Origin of the sequence: Salegentibacter sp. 24 (genome assembly GCF_004362395.1) — a bacterium.
Lineage (GTDB): Bacteria > Bacteroidota > Bacteroidia > Flavobacteriales > Flavobacteriaceae > Salegentibacter.
Window position 1 is genome coordinate 23936 of the sequence record NZ_SNWE01000008.1, and the last position, 19971, is coordinate 43906.

19 protein-coding genes are annotated in these 19971 nt (G+C 38.1%); 17 read left to right on the forward strand and 2 right to left on the reverse strand.

The window, feature by feature from the left end:
• Positions 1-16: 16 nt before the first annotated feature.
• The 3 genes from DET49_RS07275 to ligA are packed head-to-tail and all read left to right on the forward strand — an operon-like array spanning position 17 to position 3307.
• A complete protein-coding gene (locus DET49_RS07275) occupies positions 17-622 on the forward strand; it encodes a TIGR00730 family Rossman fold protein (RefSeq protein WP_410527957.1) in 606 nt (201 codons plus the stop codon).
• A gap of 11 nt (positions 623-633) precedes the next feature.
• Positions 634-1302, forward strand: a complete 669-nt coding sequence (locus DET49_RS07280; protein ID WP_133547440.1) for a VOC family protein — start codon at positions 634-636, stop codon at positions 1300-1302.
• A gap of 10 nt (positions 1303-1312) precedes the next feature.
• Positions 1313-3307 (forward strand): NAD-dependent DNA ligase LigA, encoded by a 1995-nt coding sequence (gene ligA, locus DET49_RS07285; protein WP_133547441.1) that lies wholly within the window; start codon positions 1313-1315, stop codon positions 3305-3307.
• 41 nt (positions 3308-3348) lie between these two features.
• Here the strand turns inward: ligA and DET49_RS07290 are convergent, their stop codons facing one another.
• Both DET49_RS07290 and DET49_RS07295 read right to left on the reverse strand, forming a co-directional pair.
• Positions 3349-4257: a bifunctional metallophosphatase/5'-nucleotidase gene (locus DET49_RS07290; protein ID WP_133547442.1), complete on the reverse strand. Its 909-nt coding sequence runs from the start codon at positions 4255-4257 to the stop codon at positions 3349-3351.
• 93 nt (positions 4258-4350) lie between these two features.
• Positions 4351-5109 (reverse strand): 5'-nucleotidase C-terminal domain-containing protein, encoded by a 759-nt coding sequence (locus tag DET49_RS07295; protein ID WP_133547443.1) that lies wholly within the window; start codon positions 5107-5109, stop codon positions 4351-4353.
• Positions 5110-5312: 203 nt separating this feature from the next.
• On the opposite strand from DET49_RS07295, the gene DET49_RS07300 reads away from it, so the two are divergent.
• The 14 genes from DET49_RS07300 to DET49_RS07365 all read left to right on the forward strand — a co-directional run bounded on the left by DET49_RS07300 (position 5313) and on the right by DET49_RS07365 (position 19767).
• Positions 5313-6011, forward strand: a complete 699-nt coding sequence (locus DET49_RS07300; protein ID WP_133547444.1) for a hypothetical protein — start codon at positions 5313-5315, stop codon at positions 6009-6011.
• A gap of 53 nt (positions 6012-6064) precedes the next feature.
• Entirely contained in the window at positions 6065-7165 is a 1101-nt protein-coding gene (locus DET49_RS07305; protein WP_243729568.1) for a sensor histidine kinase, read from the forward strand.
• A gap of 484 nt (positions 7166-7649) precedes the next feature.
• Entirely contained in the window at positions 7650-8528 is an 879-nt protein-coding gene (gene dapA / locus DET49_RS07310; RefSeq protein ID WP_133547445.1) for a 4-hydroxy-tetrahydrodipicolinate synthase, read from the forward strand.
• A gap of 267 nt (positions 8529-8795) precedes the next feature.
• Complete coding sequence (locus DET49_RS07315; protein WP_243729570.1) at positions 8796-9623, forward strand: outer membrane protein assembly factor BamD; 828 nt, start codon at positions 8796-8798, stop codon at positions 9621-9623.
• A 13-nt stretch (positions 9624-9636) separates the two neighbouring features.
• Positions 9637-9969: a DNA-directed RNA polymerase subunit omega gene (locus DET49_RS07320; protein ID WP_133547446.1), complete on the forward strand. Its 333-nt coding sequence runs from the start codon at positions 9637-9639 to the stop codon at positions 9967-9969.
• Positions 9970-9974: 5 nt separating this feature from the next.
• Positions 9975-11180, forward strand: coding sequence for a bifunctional phosphopantothenoylcysteine decarboxylase/phosphopantothenate--cysteine ligase CoaBC (gene coaBC / locus DET49_RS07325; protein ID WP_133547447.1), 1206 nt, complete (start codon positions 9975-9977; stop codon positions 11178-11180).
• Positions 11173-12060 carry a DUF4835 family protein gene (locus DET49_RS07330; RefSeq protein ID WP_133547448.1) on the forward strand — a complete coding sequence of 296 codons (888 nt, stop codon included), beginning with the start codon at positions 11173-11175 and terminating at the stop codon, positions 12058-12060. Before coaBC ends, DET49_RS07330 begins: the two co-directional genes overlap by 8 nt.
• A gap of 62 nt (positions 12061-12122) precedes the next feature.
• Positions 12123-13775 (forward strand): DNA repair protein RecN, encoded by a 1653-nt coding sequence (gene recN, locus DET49_RS07335; protein ID WP_133547449.1) that lies wholly within the window; start codon positions 12123-12125, stop codon positions 13773-13775.
• Between the two features lie 68 nt (positions 13776-13843).
• A complete protein-coding gene (locus DET49_RS07340; protein ID WP_133547450.1) occupies positions 13844-14671 on the forward strand; it encodes an enoyl-ACP reductase in 828 nt (275 codons plus the stop codon).
• Positions 14672-14857: 186 nt separating this feature from the next.
• The gene (locus DET49_RS07345; RefSeq protein ID WP_133547451.1) at positions 14858-15865 is read left to right on the forward strand and encodes a glycosyltransferase; all 1008 of its coding nucleotides are present in this window, start codon (positions 14858-14860) and stop codon (positions 15863-15865) included.
• A complete protein-coding gene (locus DET49_RS07350; protein WP_133547452.1) occupies positions 15858-16814 on the forward strand; it encodes a YbbR-like domain-containing protein in 957 nt (318 codons plus the stop codon). The genes DET49_RS07345 and DET49_RS07350 overlap by 8 nt, the downstream gene beginning before the upstream one ends.
• Complete coding sequence (gene coaE / locus DET49_RS07355; RefSeq protein ID WP_133547453.1) at positions 16811-17401, forward strand: dephospho-CoA kinase; 591 nt, start codon at positions 16811-16813, stop codon at positions 17399-17401. Before DET49_RS07350 ends, coaE begins: the two co-directional genes overlap by 4 nt.
• 67 nt (positions 17402-17468) lie before the next feature.
• Entirely contained in the window at positions 17469-19040 is a 1572-nt protein-coding gene (locus DET49_RS07360; protein WP_133547454.1) for a sensor histidine kinase, read from the forward strand.
• Positions 19041-19044: 4 nt separating this feature from the next.
• On the forward strand, positions 19045-19767 hold the full coding sequence (locus DET49_RS07365; protein ID WP_133547455.1) for a response regulator transcription factor: 723 nt from the start codon (positions 19045-19047) through the stop codon (positions 19765-19767).
• The last annotated feature ends 204 nt before the right edge of the window (positions 19768-19971 follow it).

Sequence of the window (19971 nt, forward strand, 5' to 3'; positions counted from 1 at the left end):
CAAGAAATCAATAGGTTTGAAAAATAATAAAGGAAATCAGCTCAAAAGCGTTGCCGTTTTTTGTGCAAGCAGCGATGGCAATGATTCAAAAATATACACTGAATCTTACCGAATGGGGAAAATTTTAGCTCAGAGAGATATTACCCTGGTCTATGGTGGGAGCAAACTGGGTTTAATGGGACAGGTGGCTGCGGGGGCACTTCAAAATGGAGGTCAGGTAATTGGTGTGATCCCCGACTTTTTAAAAACCAAAGAGGTAGTTCATGCGGGTTTAACAGAATTGGTCACTACAAAAGATATGCATGAGCGAAAGCTTAAAATGCACGAATTAAGCGGGGGATTTATCGCTTTGCCCGGAGGTTTTGGGACTTTCGAAGAACTTTTTGAAATTGTTACCTGGGGACAATTAGGCCTGCACCGTAAACCTATCGGACTTTTAAATATTAATGGTTTCTATGACGAGCTTATCGCAATGCTCAAAACCATGGTGAGAAAGGCTTTGCTAAGGAAAGAGAATTTTGATCTTTTGCTCATTGCTGATAATATTGAGGAAATCATGGAAAAAATGCATAATTTTAAACCTATGCCTGTTCCTCAATGGATGAATAAAGACCAGACCTAAAAAAGTATATTATGAAAATCCTTAAACTTCAATTATATACAGCTAATATAAAGGAGCAACTTCATTTTTATCGGGATAAACTGAATCTGAAAATTATCGATTACACTGAAGATTATTTTGAAGTTGAAACCGGATTTTCCAAACTAAGCTTTCAGCAGAAGGAAAACGCCACACCCTACCATATTGCCTTTCATATTCCCGATAATCAGCATAATGAAGCCCTGACATGGATAAAAGAACGTATTCCTGTTTTGGAAGGTAACGGACAGGAAATTGTTGATTTTTTGGCCTGGAGTGCAAAATCGCTCTATTTCTATGATGAAGATAAGAATATCATAGAATTCATTTCTCGTGAGAGTTTTACCAAACCCGAATCAGCATTATTTTCAGAAAAAAGTATTTTGGGAGTAAGTGAAATTGGTTTGGCAACCGAAAACATCCAGGAGAAATTTGAGTTTTTGAAATCTAATGTTCAACTGGAGAAATACGATGGCGATTTTAAGCGATTTTGTGCCATTGGTGATGATGAAGGTTTGTTTATTACTATTAACCAGAAACTAAAAGACTGGTTTCCTACCGACGATAAAGCCTATAAATCTGAATTCGAAATTGAATTTACTTACAAAGAATCAAAGCATTCTCTTGTTTTTAAAAATGACAAACTTTCATTTCAGCAATAACTTAGCATTTATGAGTACCCAAGAAAAGATCAAACAGTTACGCGAAGAATTACACCGACATAATTATTTGTATTATATAGAGGATAAGCCCGAAATCAGTGATTATGATTTTGATATGAAGCTGAAAGAATTACAGGAATTAGAAGAAAAAAACCCTGAATTTGAAGATCCTAATTCCCCGACACATCGTGTTGGTGGAGCCATAACTAAAAACTTTGAAACGGTAGTTCACCAGTACAGAATGTATTCCCTTTCAAATTCATACTCCAAGGAAGAGCTGGAGGAATGGGAAAAACGTATTGAAAAGTCTATAGGTGGAAAAGTGCAGTATGTTTGTGAATTGAAATATGATGGAGCTTCTATCAGTCTCACCTATGAAAATGGAGAGTTGAAACGTGCTGTAACACGGGGAGATGGTTTCCAGGGGGATGATGTTACCAATAATATCAAAACTATTAGATCGGTTCCTTTAAAGTTGAAAGGTGAATATCCGCAGAAATTTGATATTCGGGGCGAGATTGTATTACCCTATGAAGGTTTTGCAAAAATGAATGCCGAAAGGGTGGAAGCCGGGGAGGAACCTTATGCAAATCCAAGAAATACGGCATCCGGAAGTTTAAAACTTCAGGATAGTGGGGAGGTTTCAAAAAGACCTTTGGATTGTTTGCTATATAGTTTAGTGGCTGAAAAGCTACCGGTAAACTCCCAGTTCGAGGGCCTTGAAAAGGCCAGGGAATGGGGTTTTAAAGTTCCGCCAGAAGCGGAGTTGAAAAATAGCATTACCGAAGTATTGGATTATGTGAATTACTGGGATAAGCATCGCCACGATTTGCCTTACGAGACTGATGGTGTGGTGGTAAAAGTCAATAGTTTTGATCAACAGGACGAGTTGGGGTATACGGCAAAATCACCACGTTGGGCAATGGCCTATAAATTTAAAGCCGAGCAAGAGCGTACAAGATTGAATAAAATCACATACCAGGTTGGGAGAACCGGAGCTATAACCCCGGTTGCAAATTTAGAACCGGTGCAGTTGGCAGGGACGACCGTAAAACGGGCATCCTTACATAATGCAGATCAAATTGAAAAATTGGATGTCAGGGAAGGTGATATTGTGTTTGTAGAAAAAGGCGGGGAAATAATTCCAAAAATCGTCGGGGTGGATTTTACTCAAAGAAATCCAGAAACAAAGGAAACAACATATGCCAAAACCTGCCCTGAATGTGGGACGGAATTGATCAGAAATGAAGGTGAAGCACAACATTACTGCCCGAATTATAACGGCTGTCCGCCGCAAATCGTAGGAAGAATTCAGCATTTTATTTCCCGAAAAGCCATGGATATTGAGGGGCTTGGCGGTGAAACTGTTGCTCTATTGGTAAATGCGAATTTAATTACCAATTATGCCGACCTCTATATTTTGAAAAAAGATGATATTCTTCCCCTGGAGCGAATGGCGGAAAAATCGGCTGAGAACTTGATCCGTGGTATTGAAAAATCGAAAGAGATTCCTTTTGAACGCGTCTTATTTGCCTTAGGAATCAGATACGTAGGGGAAACAGTAGCCAAAAAATTAGCAAGACATTATAAAAATATTGATGCTTTGGCCTCTGCTTCTACTGAAAGTTTAACGGAGGTTGAGGAGATTGGGGTTCGTATAGCGGAGAGTGTAACGGACTTCTTTTCTTCTCAAGATAACCAGGATATTGTTGAGCGTTTAAAAACTTATGGGCTTCAATTGGAAATCGCTGCGGAGGAAATGGAAAATCAAAGCAATGTTCTCCAGGGAAATACTTTTGTCATCTCCGGGGTTTTTGAAAAGGTTTCCAGAAACGAGCTAAAGAAAATGATTGAAGAGAATGGAGGCAAAGTTTCCGGATCTATTTCAGGAAAAACCCACTATTTGGTCGCTGGTGAAAATATGGGACCCAGTAAGCTCGCAAAGGCAGAGAAATTGGGAACAAAAATAGTGAGTGAAGACGAATTCTTAAAAATGCTGGAATAGGTAAGTGGATCCTATTGTTTAAAGAATAATAACTAAGAATCTTACACCTCAAGACTTACTCCTGTGGTTTGATTTTCATTGTTATCATCTAAATAAAAATCGATCCTTCCCAAATAAAGGCCATAGCAGCCCACCTGATTCACCAGTACTTTTTTACCGGACTTATTTATTTCTACCCTTGGTTTGTCTAAGAAAGTATGGGTGTGACCACCAATAATTAGGTCAATATCAGCTGTTGCTTGTGCCAGTTTAATATCCGAGACTTTATCGCTGCTGTACTCATATCCTAAATGGGAAAGACAAATGATTAAATCGCAGTTTTTCTCTTTTTTTAGAATGCTACTCATCTCCTGCGCAGTTTCTATAGGGTCAAGGTATTTGGTTTCTTTGTATAGGCTTTTATTTACCAGGCCTTGCAACTCTATTCCTAAGCCAAAAACGCCGATTTTTACCCCATCTTTTGTAAAAACTTTATATTTCTGAGTATGCCCATCCAAAAGTGTATTTTTGAAGTCGTAATTCGAGGAAATAAAATTGAATTCTGCATGCGGGAGCTGGGCATATAAACCAGCTATCCCATTGTCAAAATCATGGTTCCCCAAGGTAGCTGCATCGTATTTCATTTTGCTCATCAGCTTAAATTCCAGTTCACCTCCGTAAAAATTAAAATAAGGTGTTCCCTGAAAGATATCTCCGGCATCCAATAATAAGGTATTCGGGTTTTCATTTCTTATCCTTTGTATTAAAGTTGCTCTTCTTGCCACTCCACCCAAATTTGGATTTCTCGAATCCTCAGGTCCAAAAGGTTCAATATGGCTATGCACATCGTTGGTGTGCAGAATAGTGATGTGTTTTTTATTACTGGGTTTAAACGAAAGTGAACTTAAACCACCAAAACCGATAAAAGCAGTTGCTGCTGAGGTTTGTTGTATAAAATTTCTTCTTTTCATTACTTCTTATTCGATACTCGAGTTTTAAATACTCCGGCTCGCAATTAAATAAAATATTTTCAAATCCTGGGTGGTGAGTTCTTATAGCGTTACTCACTTTCTAATAAACCTATCGTCTTTTTCAACTTTCAATGTATCTACTTTTTTAAAATAGTCTATTATCGCATTTCGCAATTTATAATCTACTTGATGAAGCGCAATCGGGTCTTTAAAAAAGTTCATATTATCTCCGCCTTGCTGCAAATAATCAGAAGTTGCAACGAAATATGTTTTTTCTTTATCAATTTTCTTACCGTTTATTGTTGCCCGGGTAACTTTATAATTTTGATCCATTTCTATCCGGACTCCACTAACGGGATGAGCGGTTTTCGCTTGTTCGAGGTAAGTAAGCATTTCTACTATTTTTTCACCGGAAAGTTCAGCAACCACGATTTCATTCTCAAAAGGCATCAGGGCGTAAGCACTTCTGGTGGTGATATTTCCTTGGTTTAAGCCAGATCTGATTCCACCGTGATTTAATAATACCATATCGATTTCCTTGCCGGTTCGCTTTACAAGGATGGGGTTGGCCTGCTCCATAACAATATCGGCCATTAAATTACCAATAGCAGTATTGAGATCTCCGTCGCTTTTCAGCATACTCTTTGGATTATAGGCTAATGCACTATCCAGTGTTTTATTGAGATGTTTCTTGTACGGAGCTATAAATCTTTCTATTTCGGGATCGCCATTGATGCTTTTATCTATAGGAATTCTTTCCGCCTTAATTTGAGCGGTTTCTATAGAATTTCCTTTGCAACTCAATACAAATAGAGTAATAGTCAGGTAAAAACTTAGTCTGAATGTGTTCATTTAAATCTTATTAAGAAAACAAAGATAAATAGATTATCCTGGTCGTATAAGGTTTTGATTTTGATAATACTATGGTGATTCAACCTAGAAATCAGACATCTTGTCGAAAAATTGAATGATTGTATTAAAAACGTTAATGCTTTAAGGAAAAAGCTAAGAATGGTAGAATGATTTTTTTATTTTCGGGCGGCAATTTAAAAAAAATGAGTCTTTTTCACTGGATCCTATTACTTGTTTTTCCGATTCTGGGTATAAATTTATATGCCACAGTGGGAGAAATATTTTGGTTGAAACAAGCTACTCAGCTGTTGTTTATCATGGGGATTTTAGCCATTTATTTAAAGCAGAAAAAACGCCCCAGAATAAACGAGTGCTGCTTTATAGTATTTTTCTTTCTTGCTAAATTTGCTGAATTTTTTGCGATTAGCGGAAATTATGAGCTTCTTTCTTTGTTTTTTTATATCCTCGCTTTTATTGCGCTAAGCAGGGAGGTAATAAGTCAAACAAAAAGAGAGAAAGCCAGTAAAGTAATGTTGTTGTATTCTTTTTTGCTTTTTGTTATAAATGCCTATTTGCTGTTCACACATTTGCTAGAGCTTAAAAGTTACATAAGTAGTGATTTCCGGTTTACGGCTTATATAGTTTATTATCTTAATTTGTTAATTCTGGGTGTTATATCACTTATTTATTATTTGAATTCCTATTCTGAAAAATCAATTTACTGTGTGACCCTTGTCCTTGCGTTTGTATTTGCCGACGTGTTTAAGGATGCAGCGCATTTTTACATGCAAGATTTAGCTATTTTGATTATCGGAAATTTACTTTGGTTTATCGGTTTGATCTTTAGTTTGCTTTTTTTTCTTACTCCTGAAAGAAAACTTCGCTTAATGGACCTTATTTAAATTTAGATGGTGCCCGGGTCAAGCCTAATGGTTATTTTTAAACAAAAATTTTAATGCCGAAGCCCCAAGCTAGGATGGATTTAAAAATTATTGAAAGCGAATATGATCTGGAACCTTTCTTCTCCCTATCTCACGATTATTTGTGTATTGCGGGGTTTGATGGCTATTTTAGGAAAATAAATCCGGCTTTCATTAAATTAATGGGTTATACCCTGGAAGAATTATTTGCCAGTCCCATCAGCCATTTTGTTCATCCTGAAGATAAAAAGAATACGGCCGAAACCAGGGCAAAGGTTCTGGAAGGATTACCCTTGTTGCATTTTCAAAATAGGTATATCACCAAAACCGGTGAAATTGTTTGGCTGACCTGGACCTCTATTCCCGTGCCGGAAAAAGAATTGATCTACGCTATTTCAAAAAATATCACCCATATTAAAAGACTGGAGGAAGATCGTCACTTTCGAATCAGGGACCTTACTTCAAAGAATTCAGGGCTTACCCAGTTGAGTTATACAACTGCTCACGATCTAAGGTCACCGGTAAATAATCTGATTTCCCTGGTTAATTTATTAGACCGCTCCAAAATCCAGGATGAAGAAACCTTATCATGCCTGGACTTATTAGAAATATCGGTTTATAAGTTAAAGGACACTTTAAACAATCAGGTTGATCATCTCAAGGAAAATCTTTTGTTAAAACCCAGTGTAAAGCCGGTGAACCTGAAAGAGCTTCTTGATAGCATTTTAAATTCCCTTGGTTCTTTGATTGTAGAGACCAGGACCAGCCTTGAAATTGATTTTTCTGAAATTGAATTCCTAAGGGTTAATCAGTTTTACCTGCACAGCATTTTCTTAAATCTTATAACAAATTCAATCAAATACGCCAAACCTGGAATTCCACCCAGAATATCCATTTATTCCAAAAGAAATGAAGCCGGGGCTGAGGTCCGATTTTCAGATAATGGAATTGGTTTCGATCTGAAAAGAAATGGGAATGAACTATTCGGATTGCATCAGGTCTTTACCAACAATAAGGACAGCAAAGGTATTGGCTTATATTTGGTGAAAAGTTATATGACTAGCCTGGGAGGTGAAATCGATGTTGTAAGCAAAACCGGAGATGGGACCACTTTTATCTTAAGCTTTAAGGATTAAAGGATAACTTATTCCAAAATCTAAAAAGGTGTTGACAGACAGAACAACTCTTAATGTTTTTCCCTTTGGTAACCGGAACCTGACCCCAGGTTTGATAAAAACGCTTTTGAAACCCTGGCTTTTATTCAATTTGAAAAGTAGTATACCTGCCGTTGTAGGATCAAGATGAATGATCAATAATTCTGGCAATTAATCTTGAGTAGATGTATATATGGATCCAATGCTTTCTTTTTAGAAAACAAAATCAACCGATTATTATTAGCACACACTTCCTTTGAGAAGGAGCCGGAGCCTCCATCTTCTTGTTTATTTTTTAACAGAAAAAACAAAGCTGTTAAATATGTGCTTTCATCTTAAATACGAATGCAGTTTTTACTTTCTCAATTTCACAAAATCAATACATTTGTCGCCCGAAAATTTTTCATTTTTCAATTTTAATATGAAATAGCGGAAATCTTTTCGATTATCATAAAAATAAAATACAATGAACTCATTTATTGGTACCGGTGTCGCATTGATAACTCCTTTTAAGAACGATTTATCGGTAGATGTGCAGGCCCTGGAAAACTTGGTAGAAGACCAAATCACAAGCGGAATAAATTACCTGGTGGTTTTAGGAACCACTGCCGAAAGCGCCAGTCTTAATAAAGAAGAAAAACAACTGGTAATAAAAACCGTAGTTGAAAAGAACAATAAGCGCGTGCCTTTGGTTTTAGGTCTGGGAGGAAATAACACCCGTGACTTATGTGATGAACTTCAAGCCGGTGATTTCAGTGGTTTTGAAGCTATTCTTTCTGTTTCGCCTTATTATAATAAACCAACTCAGGAAGGTATTTATCAACATTTTAAAGCATTGTCCCTGGTTTCACCGCTTCCAATAATTCTTTACAATGTACCGGGAAGAACAGCTTCCAATATGTTGCCGGAGACCATTAGTCGTATTGCAAGAGATTGTGATAATATTGTGGGGGTTAAAGAAGCAGCCGGGGATATGGTGCAGGCTATGAGATTAATAAGCCAGGTTCCAAAGGATTTCCTGGTGATTTCTGGAGACGATATGCTTACCTTGCCGATGGTTTTGGCAGGAGGAAAGGGAGTGATTTCGGTAATTGCACAAGGTCTGCCTGCAGAATTCTCTAAAATGGTTTCACTTGGATTGGAAGGAAAACCTACAGAAGCTTACCAACTCCATTATAAAATGCAGCAAGCTATAGATTTGATTTTTGCGGAAGGAAATCCTGCGGGAATTAAAGCTTTGCTTTCGCAAAAAGGGAGTGTTGAAAATTATCTTAGACTGCCTTTGGTGAAAGCAACTCCTGGACTTCAGCAACAAATTGAAAATTTTTTAAAGAATTTCAGCTAGACTTTGAAGATAGGAGTCAAATGTTACCAAGAAGAATTAACCAAGAACCTAAGGTTTTGAAAATCAAATTTGGGGACCAGTTGAAAGAATTCTGAAGGTCACCCAGATCTTGAGGAAAAAAGCACTTGCTGTACTTCTTTTTTTATAATACCTGTATTCTATCGAATATGAGCACAATAAAAGGTAGTGTTTATGGTTCTTTAAGGCTATAACACAAAGTTTTTTTTATACTGAAGAAAAATGTACTTTTGCCAGATGTTTTTACAAATGATGAAGAAAGCAATCTTATTAGCAGCAGTTTTATTGTTAACGGTATCCTGCGGGGAGTATCAGGACTTACTTAAAAGTGAGGATAGCGGAAAGAAATATTCCTACGCAGAGCAGTTATACAATGAGGCGAAGGAAGAAGATGATAAACGAAAATTTCGAAAAGCCCTTAGGTTATTTGAGCAAATTGTTCCTGAATATCGCGGAAAACCACAAGGAGAAAAACTTAGCTATTTGTTTGCGGATACTTATTATCAGTTAGGGAGTTATTACTTATCCTCTTATGAGTTTGAACGTTTTCAGCAATCCTATCCTAATAGTGAAAAGATTGAGGAAGCAGCATACAAGAAAGCAAGAAGTTTTTACGAACTTTCACCAAGTTATAACCTGGATCAAACCGATACTCGTAAGGCAATCACAGAACTTCAGGCTTATCTCAATGCATTCCCGGAAGGCGAGCACGTGGAGCAGGCCAATGATATGGCTGCTGAGCTGCGTATAAAACTTGAAAAAAAGGAATATGAGATTGCAAAACAATATCATTTAACCGGAGAAGCAAGGGGCGGAAATTATCAGGCTGCTATAACCTCTTTTACAAATTTCCTGGCTAATAATCCCGGATCACCCTTTAGGGAAGATGCTTATTATTACCGGTTCGATTCAGCATATAGGCTAGCTATTAATAGTTTCAGAGATTTAATGGAAGAGCGCTTAAAGGAAGCTTTGGAATATTACCAGACTTATAAAAAGTACTATCCTGAAGGCAAGTATATAGAGCCAATGGAAGCTGCAGTAGAAGATATAAAATCACGCTTACAAAATTTTTAATAGTAGAAGAAAGATGGATATTAAAAAGACAGACGCACCAATTAACACAGTTACCTTCGATAAGAACAAGGTAGATGAGCCAACAAGTAATATTTACGAGGCTATTTCAGTGGTTGCTAAAAGAGCTAACCAGATCAACTCTGAAATCAAAAAGGAATTGTTGGAGAAGCTGGACGAATTTGCGACATACAATGATAGCCTTGATGAGATTTTTGAAAACAAGGAGCAAATTGAGGTTTCTAAGTTTTATGAAAAACTTCCAAAGCCACATGCCCTTGCTATCCAGGAATGGTTAGATGGTAAGATCTATTACCGTAATACAAAAGATTCTGAAGCAGAAGCTTAATTAAGATGTCTGTACTAAAGGGCAAAAAAGTGCTTTTAGGCATAAGTGGTGGTATCGCTGCTTATAAATCTGCATTTTTAGTACGCTTATTTATTAAGGCCGGTGCAGAGGTAAAAGTTTTGATGACCCCGGCTGCAAAAGAATTTGTTACTCCACTTACGCTTTCTACCTTATCAAAAAACGAGGTGTTTTCCTCTTTTACCCAGGATGATGAAGACGAAAATTGGAACAATCACGTAGAACTCGGCCTTTGGGCCGATTTTATGCTTTTAGCCCCTGCCACGGCGAATACCTTATCGAAAATGGCCTCGGGCAGTAGTGATAATCTATTGCTTGCCACTTATCTTTCTGCCAAATGCCCGGTTTTTTTTGCCCCGGCGATGGACCTGGATATGTATAAGCACCCCTCTACAAGAAAGAGTTTTGAGAGTTTAAAATCCTACGGGAATATTATGATTCCTGCCGGAACCGGCGAACTGGCCAGTGGATTAACCGGTGAGGGAAGAATGGCAGAACCCGAAGAAATTCTGACTTTTCTAGAAGAATATTTTTCTGCGAACCTGCCATTAAGGGGAAAGAAGTTTCTCATTACCGCGGGGCCTACATATGAGGCCATAGATCCGGTTCGATTTATAGGCAATCACTCCAGTGGAAAAATGGGATTTGAGCTCGCTAAAACAGCCGCTGCACTTGGAGCCAAGGTTATTCTTATTTCCGGACCTACGAATTTAGAAATTAAGGATCCCGGCATTAACCTAATTAGGGTGACCAGCGCGCACGAAATGTATGTTGCTGTACATGCTCATTTTGAAAATGTTGACGTAGCTATTGCTGCAGCTGCGGTTTCAGATTATAAGCCAAAAATTGTAGCTGCTCAGAAAATTAAAAAGGCAGAAGAAAACCTGAGTTTGGAGCTTACTAAAACCCAGGATATTTTGTTGTCTATGGGGGAAAAGAAAACCTTTCAGAAATTGGTCGGTTTTGCTTTAGAAACCAATAATGAGCTCGCTTATGCCCGGGAAAAGCTCTTAAAGAAAAACCTGGACTTTATTGTCCTTAATTCCCTAAATGATACGGGAGCAGGCTTTAAAAAAGATACTAATAAAATAACTTTGGTCTATAAAGATTCAGAAAAGGCTTTTGATTTAAAAAGCAAATCTGAGGTCGCTGCCGATATTTTAAACGAAATCGTACATTTGTTAGATGCGTAAATTACTTTTCCTTATTTTTTTCATCACAGGGGCCTCAATTGGAATTGCCCAGGAACTCAACTGCGAAATTGTAATCAATACCGAACAAACAGGACAAAGCAATCTGTCGGTTTTTAGAACTTTAGAGAATTCTTTAAGCGAGTTTGTAAACCAAACCTCTTGGACCAACAAAGAGTTTGAACCTCAGGAACGTATTAGCTGTAGTATGTTTATTACTATAAACGAGTTTGAAGGCGAGTCCTTTAGCGGAACTATTCAGGTGCAATCTTCCAGACCGGTTTATGGTTCTACAATGATCACTCCGGTTTTTAATTTTAACGACGATCAGTTCAGTTTTAATTATCGCGAGTATCAACCCTTGAATTACAGCCAGAGTACTTTTTCCAACAATCTTGTTTCGGTAATCTCTTTCTACGTGTATACAATTCTAGGCATGGATGCCGATACATTTGCGCCAGAAGGGGGTACCCAGTATTACCAGGAGGCCAATCGAATTGCAAATACCGCCCAGCAAAGTGGTAGGCTTGGCTGGACCGGTGCTGATGGACCAGGATCTCGTTTTCGATTGATTGCCGATTTACTTTCAAATATGTTTACGGAATATCGTACGGCATTATATCAATACCATCGCCAGGGTCTGGATGTGATGCATAAAGACCCGGAAGCCGGAAAAATAGTTATTGCCGATGCTATTGAGAATTTTACCTCTATGAACTCCCGAAGAGCTAATTCTTTATTGCTCAGAACCTTTTTTGATGCCAAAGCAGAAGAGGTTACCCAGATTTTTGGTGGCGGACCGGAAATTGAGCGACCTGCTTTAAACCAGACTTTAAACAGTCTGGCCCCACGTTATGCCCGAAACTGGAGAAACCTGCAATAAAGGGTTTTTACAGTTGATTGGGAATAATTTCTCCCGTATATTTAGGGCAAATTTAGGACACTTTGCTCACAAACTTATCTATAAAAAACTACGCCTTAATTGAAGATATAAATATCAAACTTCAGGAAGGCTTTACCATTATCACTGGTGAAACTGGTGCTGGAAAATCCATTATGCTGGGCGCGATGGGACTTCTCCTGGGTAATCGTGCGGATTACGGAAGTATTCGTGATGTAGAGCAAAAATGTGTAATTGAAGGCTCCTTCAATATTTCCAATTATCGCTTAAAAGATTTTTTTATTTCGCAGGATCTGGATTATGAAGAAAATACCATAATTAGAAGAGAAATCTTAGCTTCTGGCAAATCTCGTGCTTTTGTAAACGATACGCCGGTGAAACTAACTTCCCTCAATAAACTTGGTCAATATTTGATCGATATCCATAGTCAGCACGAAACTTTGAGTTTGGGAAATAATGATTATCAATTTCGGGTAATCGATACCATTGCCAACAGTGAATCCCTATTGCTGGAATATAAAAGCGAACTCAGGGCATACAAAAAACTTCAAAAACGCCTGATTGAATTAAAGGAAGAACAGGCCCAGGCTATTAAGGAATACGATTATAATTTATTTCTGCTCAATGAACTAGAAGAGGCGCGTTTAGTAAACGGGATGCAGGAAGAACTGGAAACCCGCTACGAAGAACTCAGCAATGTGGAAGAATTAACCGAGAACCTGAGTTCAGCTTTAAATTTACTGGAACAGGAGGAGATTGGAAGCCTGGATAGTTTAAAGCAGGCTCGAGCCTCCTTGGCAAGAATCGCCAGTTTATCTTCAACTTATGAAAATTTACTTCAGCGTATAGAGAGTGTGATTATTGAGCTTGACGATCTTTCTTCAGAAGTTAGTGATGGCCTGGATAGGGTCGAGGCCAATCCTGAAGAACTTGAAGCTGCCAATCAAAAGCTTCAGGAAATTTATAATTTACAGAAGAAGCATTCCGTAGGGCAAATTGAAGAATTGTTGAAGATCAAGGAGGAGCTGCAGGAAAAAGTTTCGGTCAGTGAAAATGCGGAAAACGCACTTTCAGAATTGGAGAACGCCATTGTAAAACAGGAAACTAAACTGGGGAGCGTTGCCTCCCAACTACATCAAAAAAGGAATGCTATCGTTCCGGCCTTCATCAAAGAAGCTGAAAACTTACTTGGTGATCTTGGAATGCCCAACGCTAGATTAAAAATAGAGTTGAAAAAGGTTTCGAATTTTTTAGCTAACGGACAGGATGACTTAAGCTGGTATCTGGCTGCCAATAAAGGCGGTGATTTTAAAGAAATTAGAAAAGCAGCTTCCGGCGGTGAATTGTCCAGAATTATGCTGGCAGTAAAAAGTATTCTCGCAGCGCAAAGCAAGTTGCCAACTATCATTTTCGATGAAATAGATACGGGGGTTTCAGGGGATATCGCCCAGAAAATGGCTGGTATTTTAAAACGGATGGGTAATGCGATGCAGGTGATTGCCATAACCCACCTTCCACAAATCGCTGGCAAAGGAAATAGTCATTTTAAAATATTTAAAGAAGATTCGGAAAATGCCACTACTACCAAGATTGAGGAATTAAGTGATAAGCAACGCGTAGAAGAGCTAGCTATGATGCTTGGCGGCAAGAATATAGGTGAATCTGCCCGCGCTCACGCACGGGCACTCCTGGATTAGACTATGTCCCGAAAGTAATTTTATTATATTTACGGGCTCAACAAACAACCAATAAAAAATTTACCACTATGTCATATAACCTGTTAAAAGGAAAAAAAGGAATTATTTTTGGAGCTTTAGATGAGAATTCTATCGCCTGGAAAACTGCTGAACGTATTAAAGAGGAAGGCGGAGATTTTGTCCTTACCAACGCACCTATCGCTTTAAGAATGGGAACCATTAAAGAACTGGCTGAAAAAACCGGATCTGAGGTAATTCCTGCAGATGCCACGAACATAGAAGACCTGGAAAACCTTGTGGAAAAATCTATGGAGATTCTTGGCGGGAAAATCGATTTTGTATTGCACGCTATCGGTATGTCAGTAAACGTGAGAAAAGGTAATCACTATACCCAGCAGAATTATGATTTTACTCAGAAGGGATGGGATATTTCTGCGGTTTCTTTTCATAAAACCATGCAGGTGCTTTATAAGAAAAATGCGATGAACGAGTGGGGAAGTATTGTAGCCCTTAGCTATATGGCTGCACAGCGCGTATTCCCGGATTATAATGATATGGCCGATAACAAGGCGTTTTTGGAATCCATAGCACGTAGTTTTGGTTATTTCTTTGGAAAGGATCATAAAGTAAGGGTAAATACTATTTCCCAATCACCAACGCCAACTACTGCTGGACAGGGAGTAAAAGGATTTGATGGTTTTATTGCCTATGCCGATAAAATGTCCCCGCTGGGCAATGCTACGGCCTTGGAGTGTGCCGATTATACGGTAAGCCTGTTTTCTGATCTTACTAGAAAAGTTACACTTCAGAATCTTTTCCACGATGGAGGATTTTCCAATATGGGAGTAAGCCAGGAAGTTATGGAGTCTTTTGTAAAAGGGCAGGAGGAGAAATAATTTTGGGGTCAATTATTTTTTGTGAGCTAGCTGGTTTTAATCCAGAAGTTAATACCTTGTTGAAGCAATGATACTTATAGCGGAATGATGATTTTTTAATTTTCGTTCCGCTTATTCCCTTAACTTAGTTCAGGGATGGGATAAGAAGAAATTTATAATCAAAAACACTCAAATTTCGACTAAGAGATGAACCTGGAATATTCTTTTGTGATTCCCATTTATAACCGGCCCGAGGAGGTCAGGGAATTATTAGAGAGTATGCTTAAGGTGCAATTTACACCTGAATATGAGATCGTGATCGTAGAGGACGGCTCCAGTGTGCCTTCCAAAGAGATTGTGGAAGAGTTCCAGGAAAAACTCAATATCAGCTACTATTTTAAGAAGAATTCTGGCCCTGGGGATTCACGAAATTTTGGAATGCGAAAAGCTAAAGGGAACTATTTCCTTATTCTGGATTCAGATGTTTTATTACCAGAGAATTACCTGCAGGAAATAGATGCTTTCCTTCAGCAGAATTACTGCGACTGTTTTGGCGGACCGGATGCTGCCCATCCTTCATTCAGCAAAACTCAAAAGGCCATAGATTACGCTATGACCTCTTTTTTTACTACCGGGGGAATCCGGGGTAAAAAGTCCTCGGTCAATGCATTTCAGCCGCGAAGTTTTAATATGGGCATTTCCAAAAAAGCTTTTGAAGCCTGTGGAGGATTCGGTCAGATCCATCCAGGAGAGGACCCCGACCTATCCCTTAGGCTTAAAAAACTCGGTTTTAGATTATGTCTAATTCCAAAGGCCGTGGTTTTTCATAAACGCCGAATAGACTGGTCAAAATTTTATTACCAGGTGAAAAAATTTGGTATGGTACGGCCCATTCTTAATAAATGGCACCCGGGCACCGGGAAAATAACCTATTGGTTTCCGGGAGTATTTAGTTTGGGACTTTTAATGTCTATTTTGATTTTAAAACTGGGAATTTGGTGGTTATTTGTATTATATGTGCTATATTTTATGCTAATTGCGACCGATGCTGCATTAAGAAATAAAAGTATAGAAATTGGGTTTTTGGCCGTTTATGCTGCGCTAGTACAATTTTTTGGATATGGATATGGCTTTATAAAGTCCATCTGGTATATTCAAATTTTAAAAAAGGACCCGGAACACCAATTCCCGAATTTATTCTTTAAGAATGTTTAAGAACTTAAGATTTAAGCGTATTTCTATTAGAAGATCCAGTTTAAAGACCTTTGGGTTCTTTTTACTGTTCTCTTCCCTGATCTGGTTTTTTGTGCAAATTTCCAAAGAATATACCCAGGTAATAGATATTCCCGTTTCTTATGTGAATATTCCTATGGATAAAACGCTTTCCAAAAACCGTCCCGAGAATTTAAAATTAAGGATACAGGACAAAGGTTTTGCCATTTGGTATTACCAACTCTTTAAACCCACCATAAAGTTAGACCTGGGCAAAGCAACCATAGATGACGGCGAGTTGATTTATAATTTTGAAGCTAACCGGGAGGTTTTGGAAGACCAGGTAAATATAAATTTTGAAAAAGCCCGGTTTATCCAGGAAAAAATAGCGATAGATTATCAACCAAAGAAGAAGAAAAAGATAGCGGTAAATCCCGATATAGATTTGAGTTACGCGGTTGGATATTCCGCCAACGAACCTATAAAACTACGACCGGATTCAGTAACGGTAAGTGGTCCGGAAAATATAATTGATACCCTGCAAAATTTACATACAGTTTATTTAAAGATCAATGACATAAAGGCTGATATCGCTGGAAAAGTCGAAATTGACACTTCTAATCTGGGGATGTTGAGTTTTTATACCAATGAAGTGGCTTATAGCCAGAATGTAGAAAAGTTTACTGAAGGGAATGTAAAAGTACCTGTTGAGGTGCTAAACGTACCTATAAATACCAATATTGTAATTTTTCCTAAGGAAGTTTTGGTTTATTTTCAGGTGAATTTGCAACAATTTGAAATGGTAGAAGCGGAAAACTTTAGAGTCGTATGCGATTTTAATGATATAGATGAAGGGGATGATTTCATTATTGCTCATATTGCCGAAGCTCCCTCGTTTGTAAGAAACCTGAGACTAAATGAGCGTACTATTCAATTTGTAATAAAACGATGATGGTAATTGGACTTACCGGAGGCATTGGTAGTGGGAAAACTACCGTGGCTGGTTTCTTCAAGGAAAAAGGTATTGCGGTTTATATTGCCGACGATGCAGGCAAACGTTTGTTAGAAACTTCGGAAAAAATCCGCGAACAGGTCATTGCCTTACTTGGTCAGAAGGCGTATAACGACCATACACCCAACCGAAAATATATCGCTTCCATAGTATTTAATGATACTGAAAAATTGGAAGCCCTTAACAGTATTATTCACCCTGCTGTAGCCAGCGATTTTGAAATATGGAAAACCAAGCAAACTTCAGTTTATGTGATTTACGAAGCTGCGATCTTGTTTGAATCCGGCGGTTATAGAAAATGTGATTACAATATTCTGGTCACCGCCAATAAGGAAGAAAGGCTAAAAAGACTACAGCAGCGAGATCAGAGTACCATCGAGGAAATTGAAGCCCGAATGGCCAGACAATGGAGTGATGAGAAAAAGAAGAAACTGGCCGATTTTGAAATTCAAAACCACGATTTAGCCCTTGCTAGATCTAAGGTTGACGAATTACATGAGATTCTCTTAAAACGAGGTAAAAATTAGCAGAAGTTTTGTTAACATTTGGTTAAACGCTTGAAGCCCTAAATGTTAAAATATTACTTTTGGCAGCATGAATAGAAAGCTTTTTTTACTCCTCGTTATCTTGATGAGTCTTTCCCTTATCGGTATTATTTTCGTGCAGGGATATTGGATAAAGAGTACTGTAGAAGATAAAGAAGCCCAGTTTACCTACGATGTGAAACAAGTGCTTTTACGCGTAGCCACCCAGATTCAAAACCAGGAAATTGAGGATTATTGGATCAAATTTAAAGACCTGGATAGCACCAACAGTCGATTGGAGTCCACGACACTTACAGAATACTCTTACGTAAACGAGAATAAATTAAGGAATCAGACTCTTTTTCATTCAGATGCGATTCTGGAGGAAGATTATAAGGTTTCTTCAGGTTTTATAGAATCAGCTCGAGATAGTATTCCCTTTACTAAGCTTATCAATAAAAAGGTGACCAATATTGTAACCAATCGTAGTACTATCGATGGGAGCAAGCTAAGTTCGCAGCAGCAGATTGAGCGTATTATGCGAATGGACGAATATGAAAAGAATTTGCTTAAGGAATATATTGCTGAACATACCAGCAGACTACCCCTGCACCAGAGAGTAAGCGAGGCTACCATAAAAAAGCTATTAAGCAAGGAACTAAGCAATCGAGATATTCAGTCTGAATTTGAATATGGTGTCTATAGCAATAGTATTTCCACCAATTTGCATAGTGATGATTTTTCCCTGAGCCATCCTGCCACTTATGGGGTTCCGCTTTTTGCTGATGATATGGGAAATAGCAATTATCAGCTACTGGTTAATTTTACTGAAAAGAAAAAGGTAGTGCTTTCCTCCATTACGTTAATGGCTGCACTTTCTATAATTTTTACCCTTATTATCGTAATCGCATATTCCAGCGCTTTATCACAACTTATAAAACAGCGGCAGATTTCACAGATTAAAACGGACTTTATCAATAATATGACTCATGAATTTAAAACGCCAATTGCCACTATTAACCTGGCTTTAGACGCGATCAAAAATCCTAAGATTAGTAGTGACGAAGAAAAGAAAAAGCGTTATCTTAAGATGATTCGGGACGAAAACAAAAGAATGCATGCCCAGGTAGAAAATGTATTGCGAATTTCTAAACTGGAAAGAAATGAGCTGGACTTAAAAAAAGAAAGGATCCAGTTACATGAACTCGTAGAGGATGCCATAGCTCACATAGAACTTATTGTAGAAGATCGTGGCGGGTATGTAACAACTCATTTTGGCGCGCTACGTTCTTCAATTTTGGCCAATCAGGATCACTTTACCAATGTGATTGTTAATATACTGGATAACGCAGTAAAATACTCAGCAGAGGAGCCTAAAATTGATATTTATACTGAAAATGTAAAGAACTATATCATTCTTAAAATTCGTGACCAGGGCGCGGGAATGACCAAGCTAGTTCAAAAGAAAATATTTGAAAAGTTTTATCGCGAACATACCGGGGATATCCATAATGTAAAAGGTCATGGTTTAGGTTTGGCTTATGCCAAACGCATTATTGAAGACCATCATGGACAGGTTTCGGTAGAAAGCGAAAAAGGAAAAGGAAGCACATTTATAATTAAATTACCTTTAATATCTTAAATATATGGAAACTGAAGACAAGAAAATTTTGTTAGTAGAAGACGATCCAAACTTTGGTACTGTCTTAAAAGATTATTTGGCGATGAACGATTACGAAGTAACACACGCCAAGAATGGAATGGAAGGTTTTGAAAAGTTCAAAAAGGATGATTTCGACCTTTGTATCCTTGATGTGATGATGCCTTATAAGGATGGCTTTACACTGGCTAAGGAAATAAGAGAGAAGAACGAAGAAATTCCAATCATCTTCCTTACCGCAAAAGCGATGAAAGAAGACGTGCTTAAAGGCTATAAAGTAGGGGCAGACGATTACCTGAACAAGCCTTTTGATAGTGAAGTATTGCTGATGAAGATTAAAGCCATTATGCAGCGTAAAGCTACAGACAGCGTGGCAGATTCTAAGCAATTTGAGTTTGAAATAGGTGGTTTCCACCTCAATTCCAAACTAAGGTTCTTAACCTATAAGGAAGAGGAGGCTCAAAAACTTTCTCCAAAAGAAAACGAATTATTGCGTTTACTTGCCCTTCACGAAAATGACCTGATGCCAAGAGAACTGGCGCTTACCAAAATTTGGAGGGACGATAACTATTTTACCTCCAGAAGTATGGATGTATATATCGCCAAACTTCGTAAATATCTTAAGAAAGATGAGAATGTTGAGATTTTGAACATTCACGGCGAAGGATTTAGATTGGTGGTAAAGAACAACGAAAATGCCGAAGCATAAAGCAAGGTAATTTTCAGTTTCCGGGAATAATGAGAGCGTCTAAATGTGCTATTTGTGTCAGCGAACCAGTTTCAGAATGACACGTTTTAATCATCTTTAGGCTTTCTCATTGTTTTCTTACCCGGAATTTTAATCCAACCCCCTGCCAACTTGCGATTGGCATTGATTTCTTGTGCCTATATTTGAATTACGGAAAACCACATA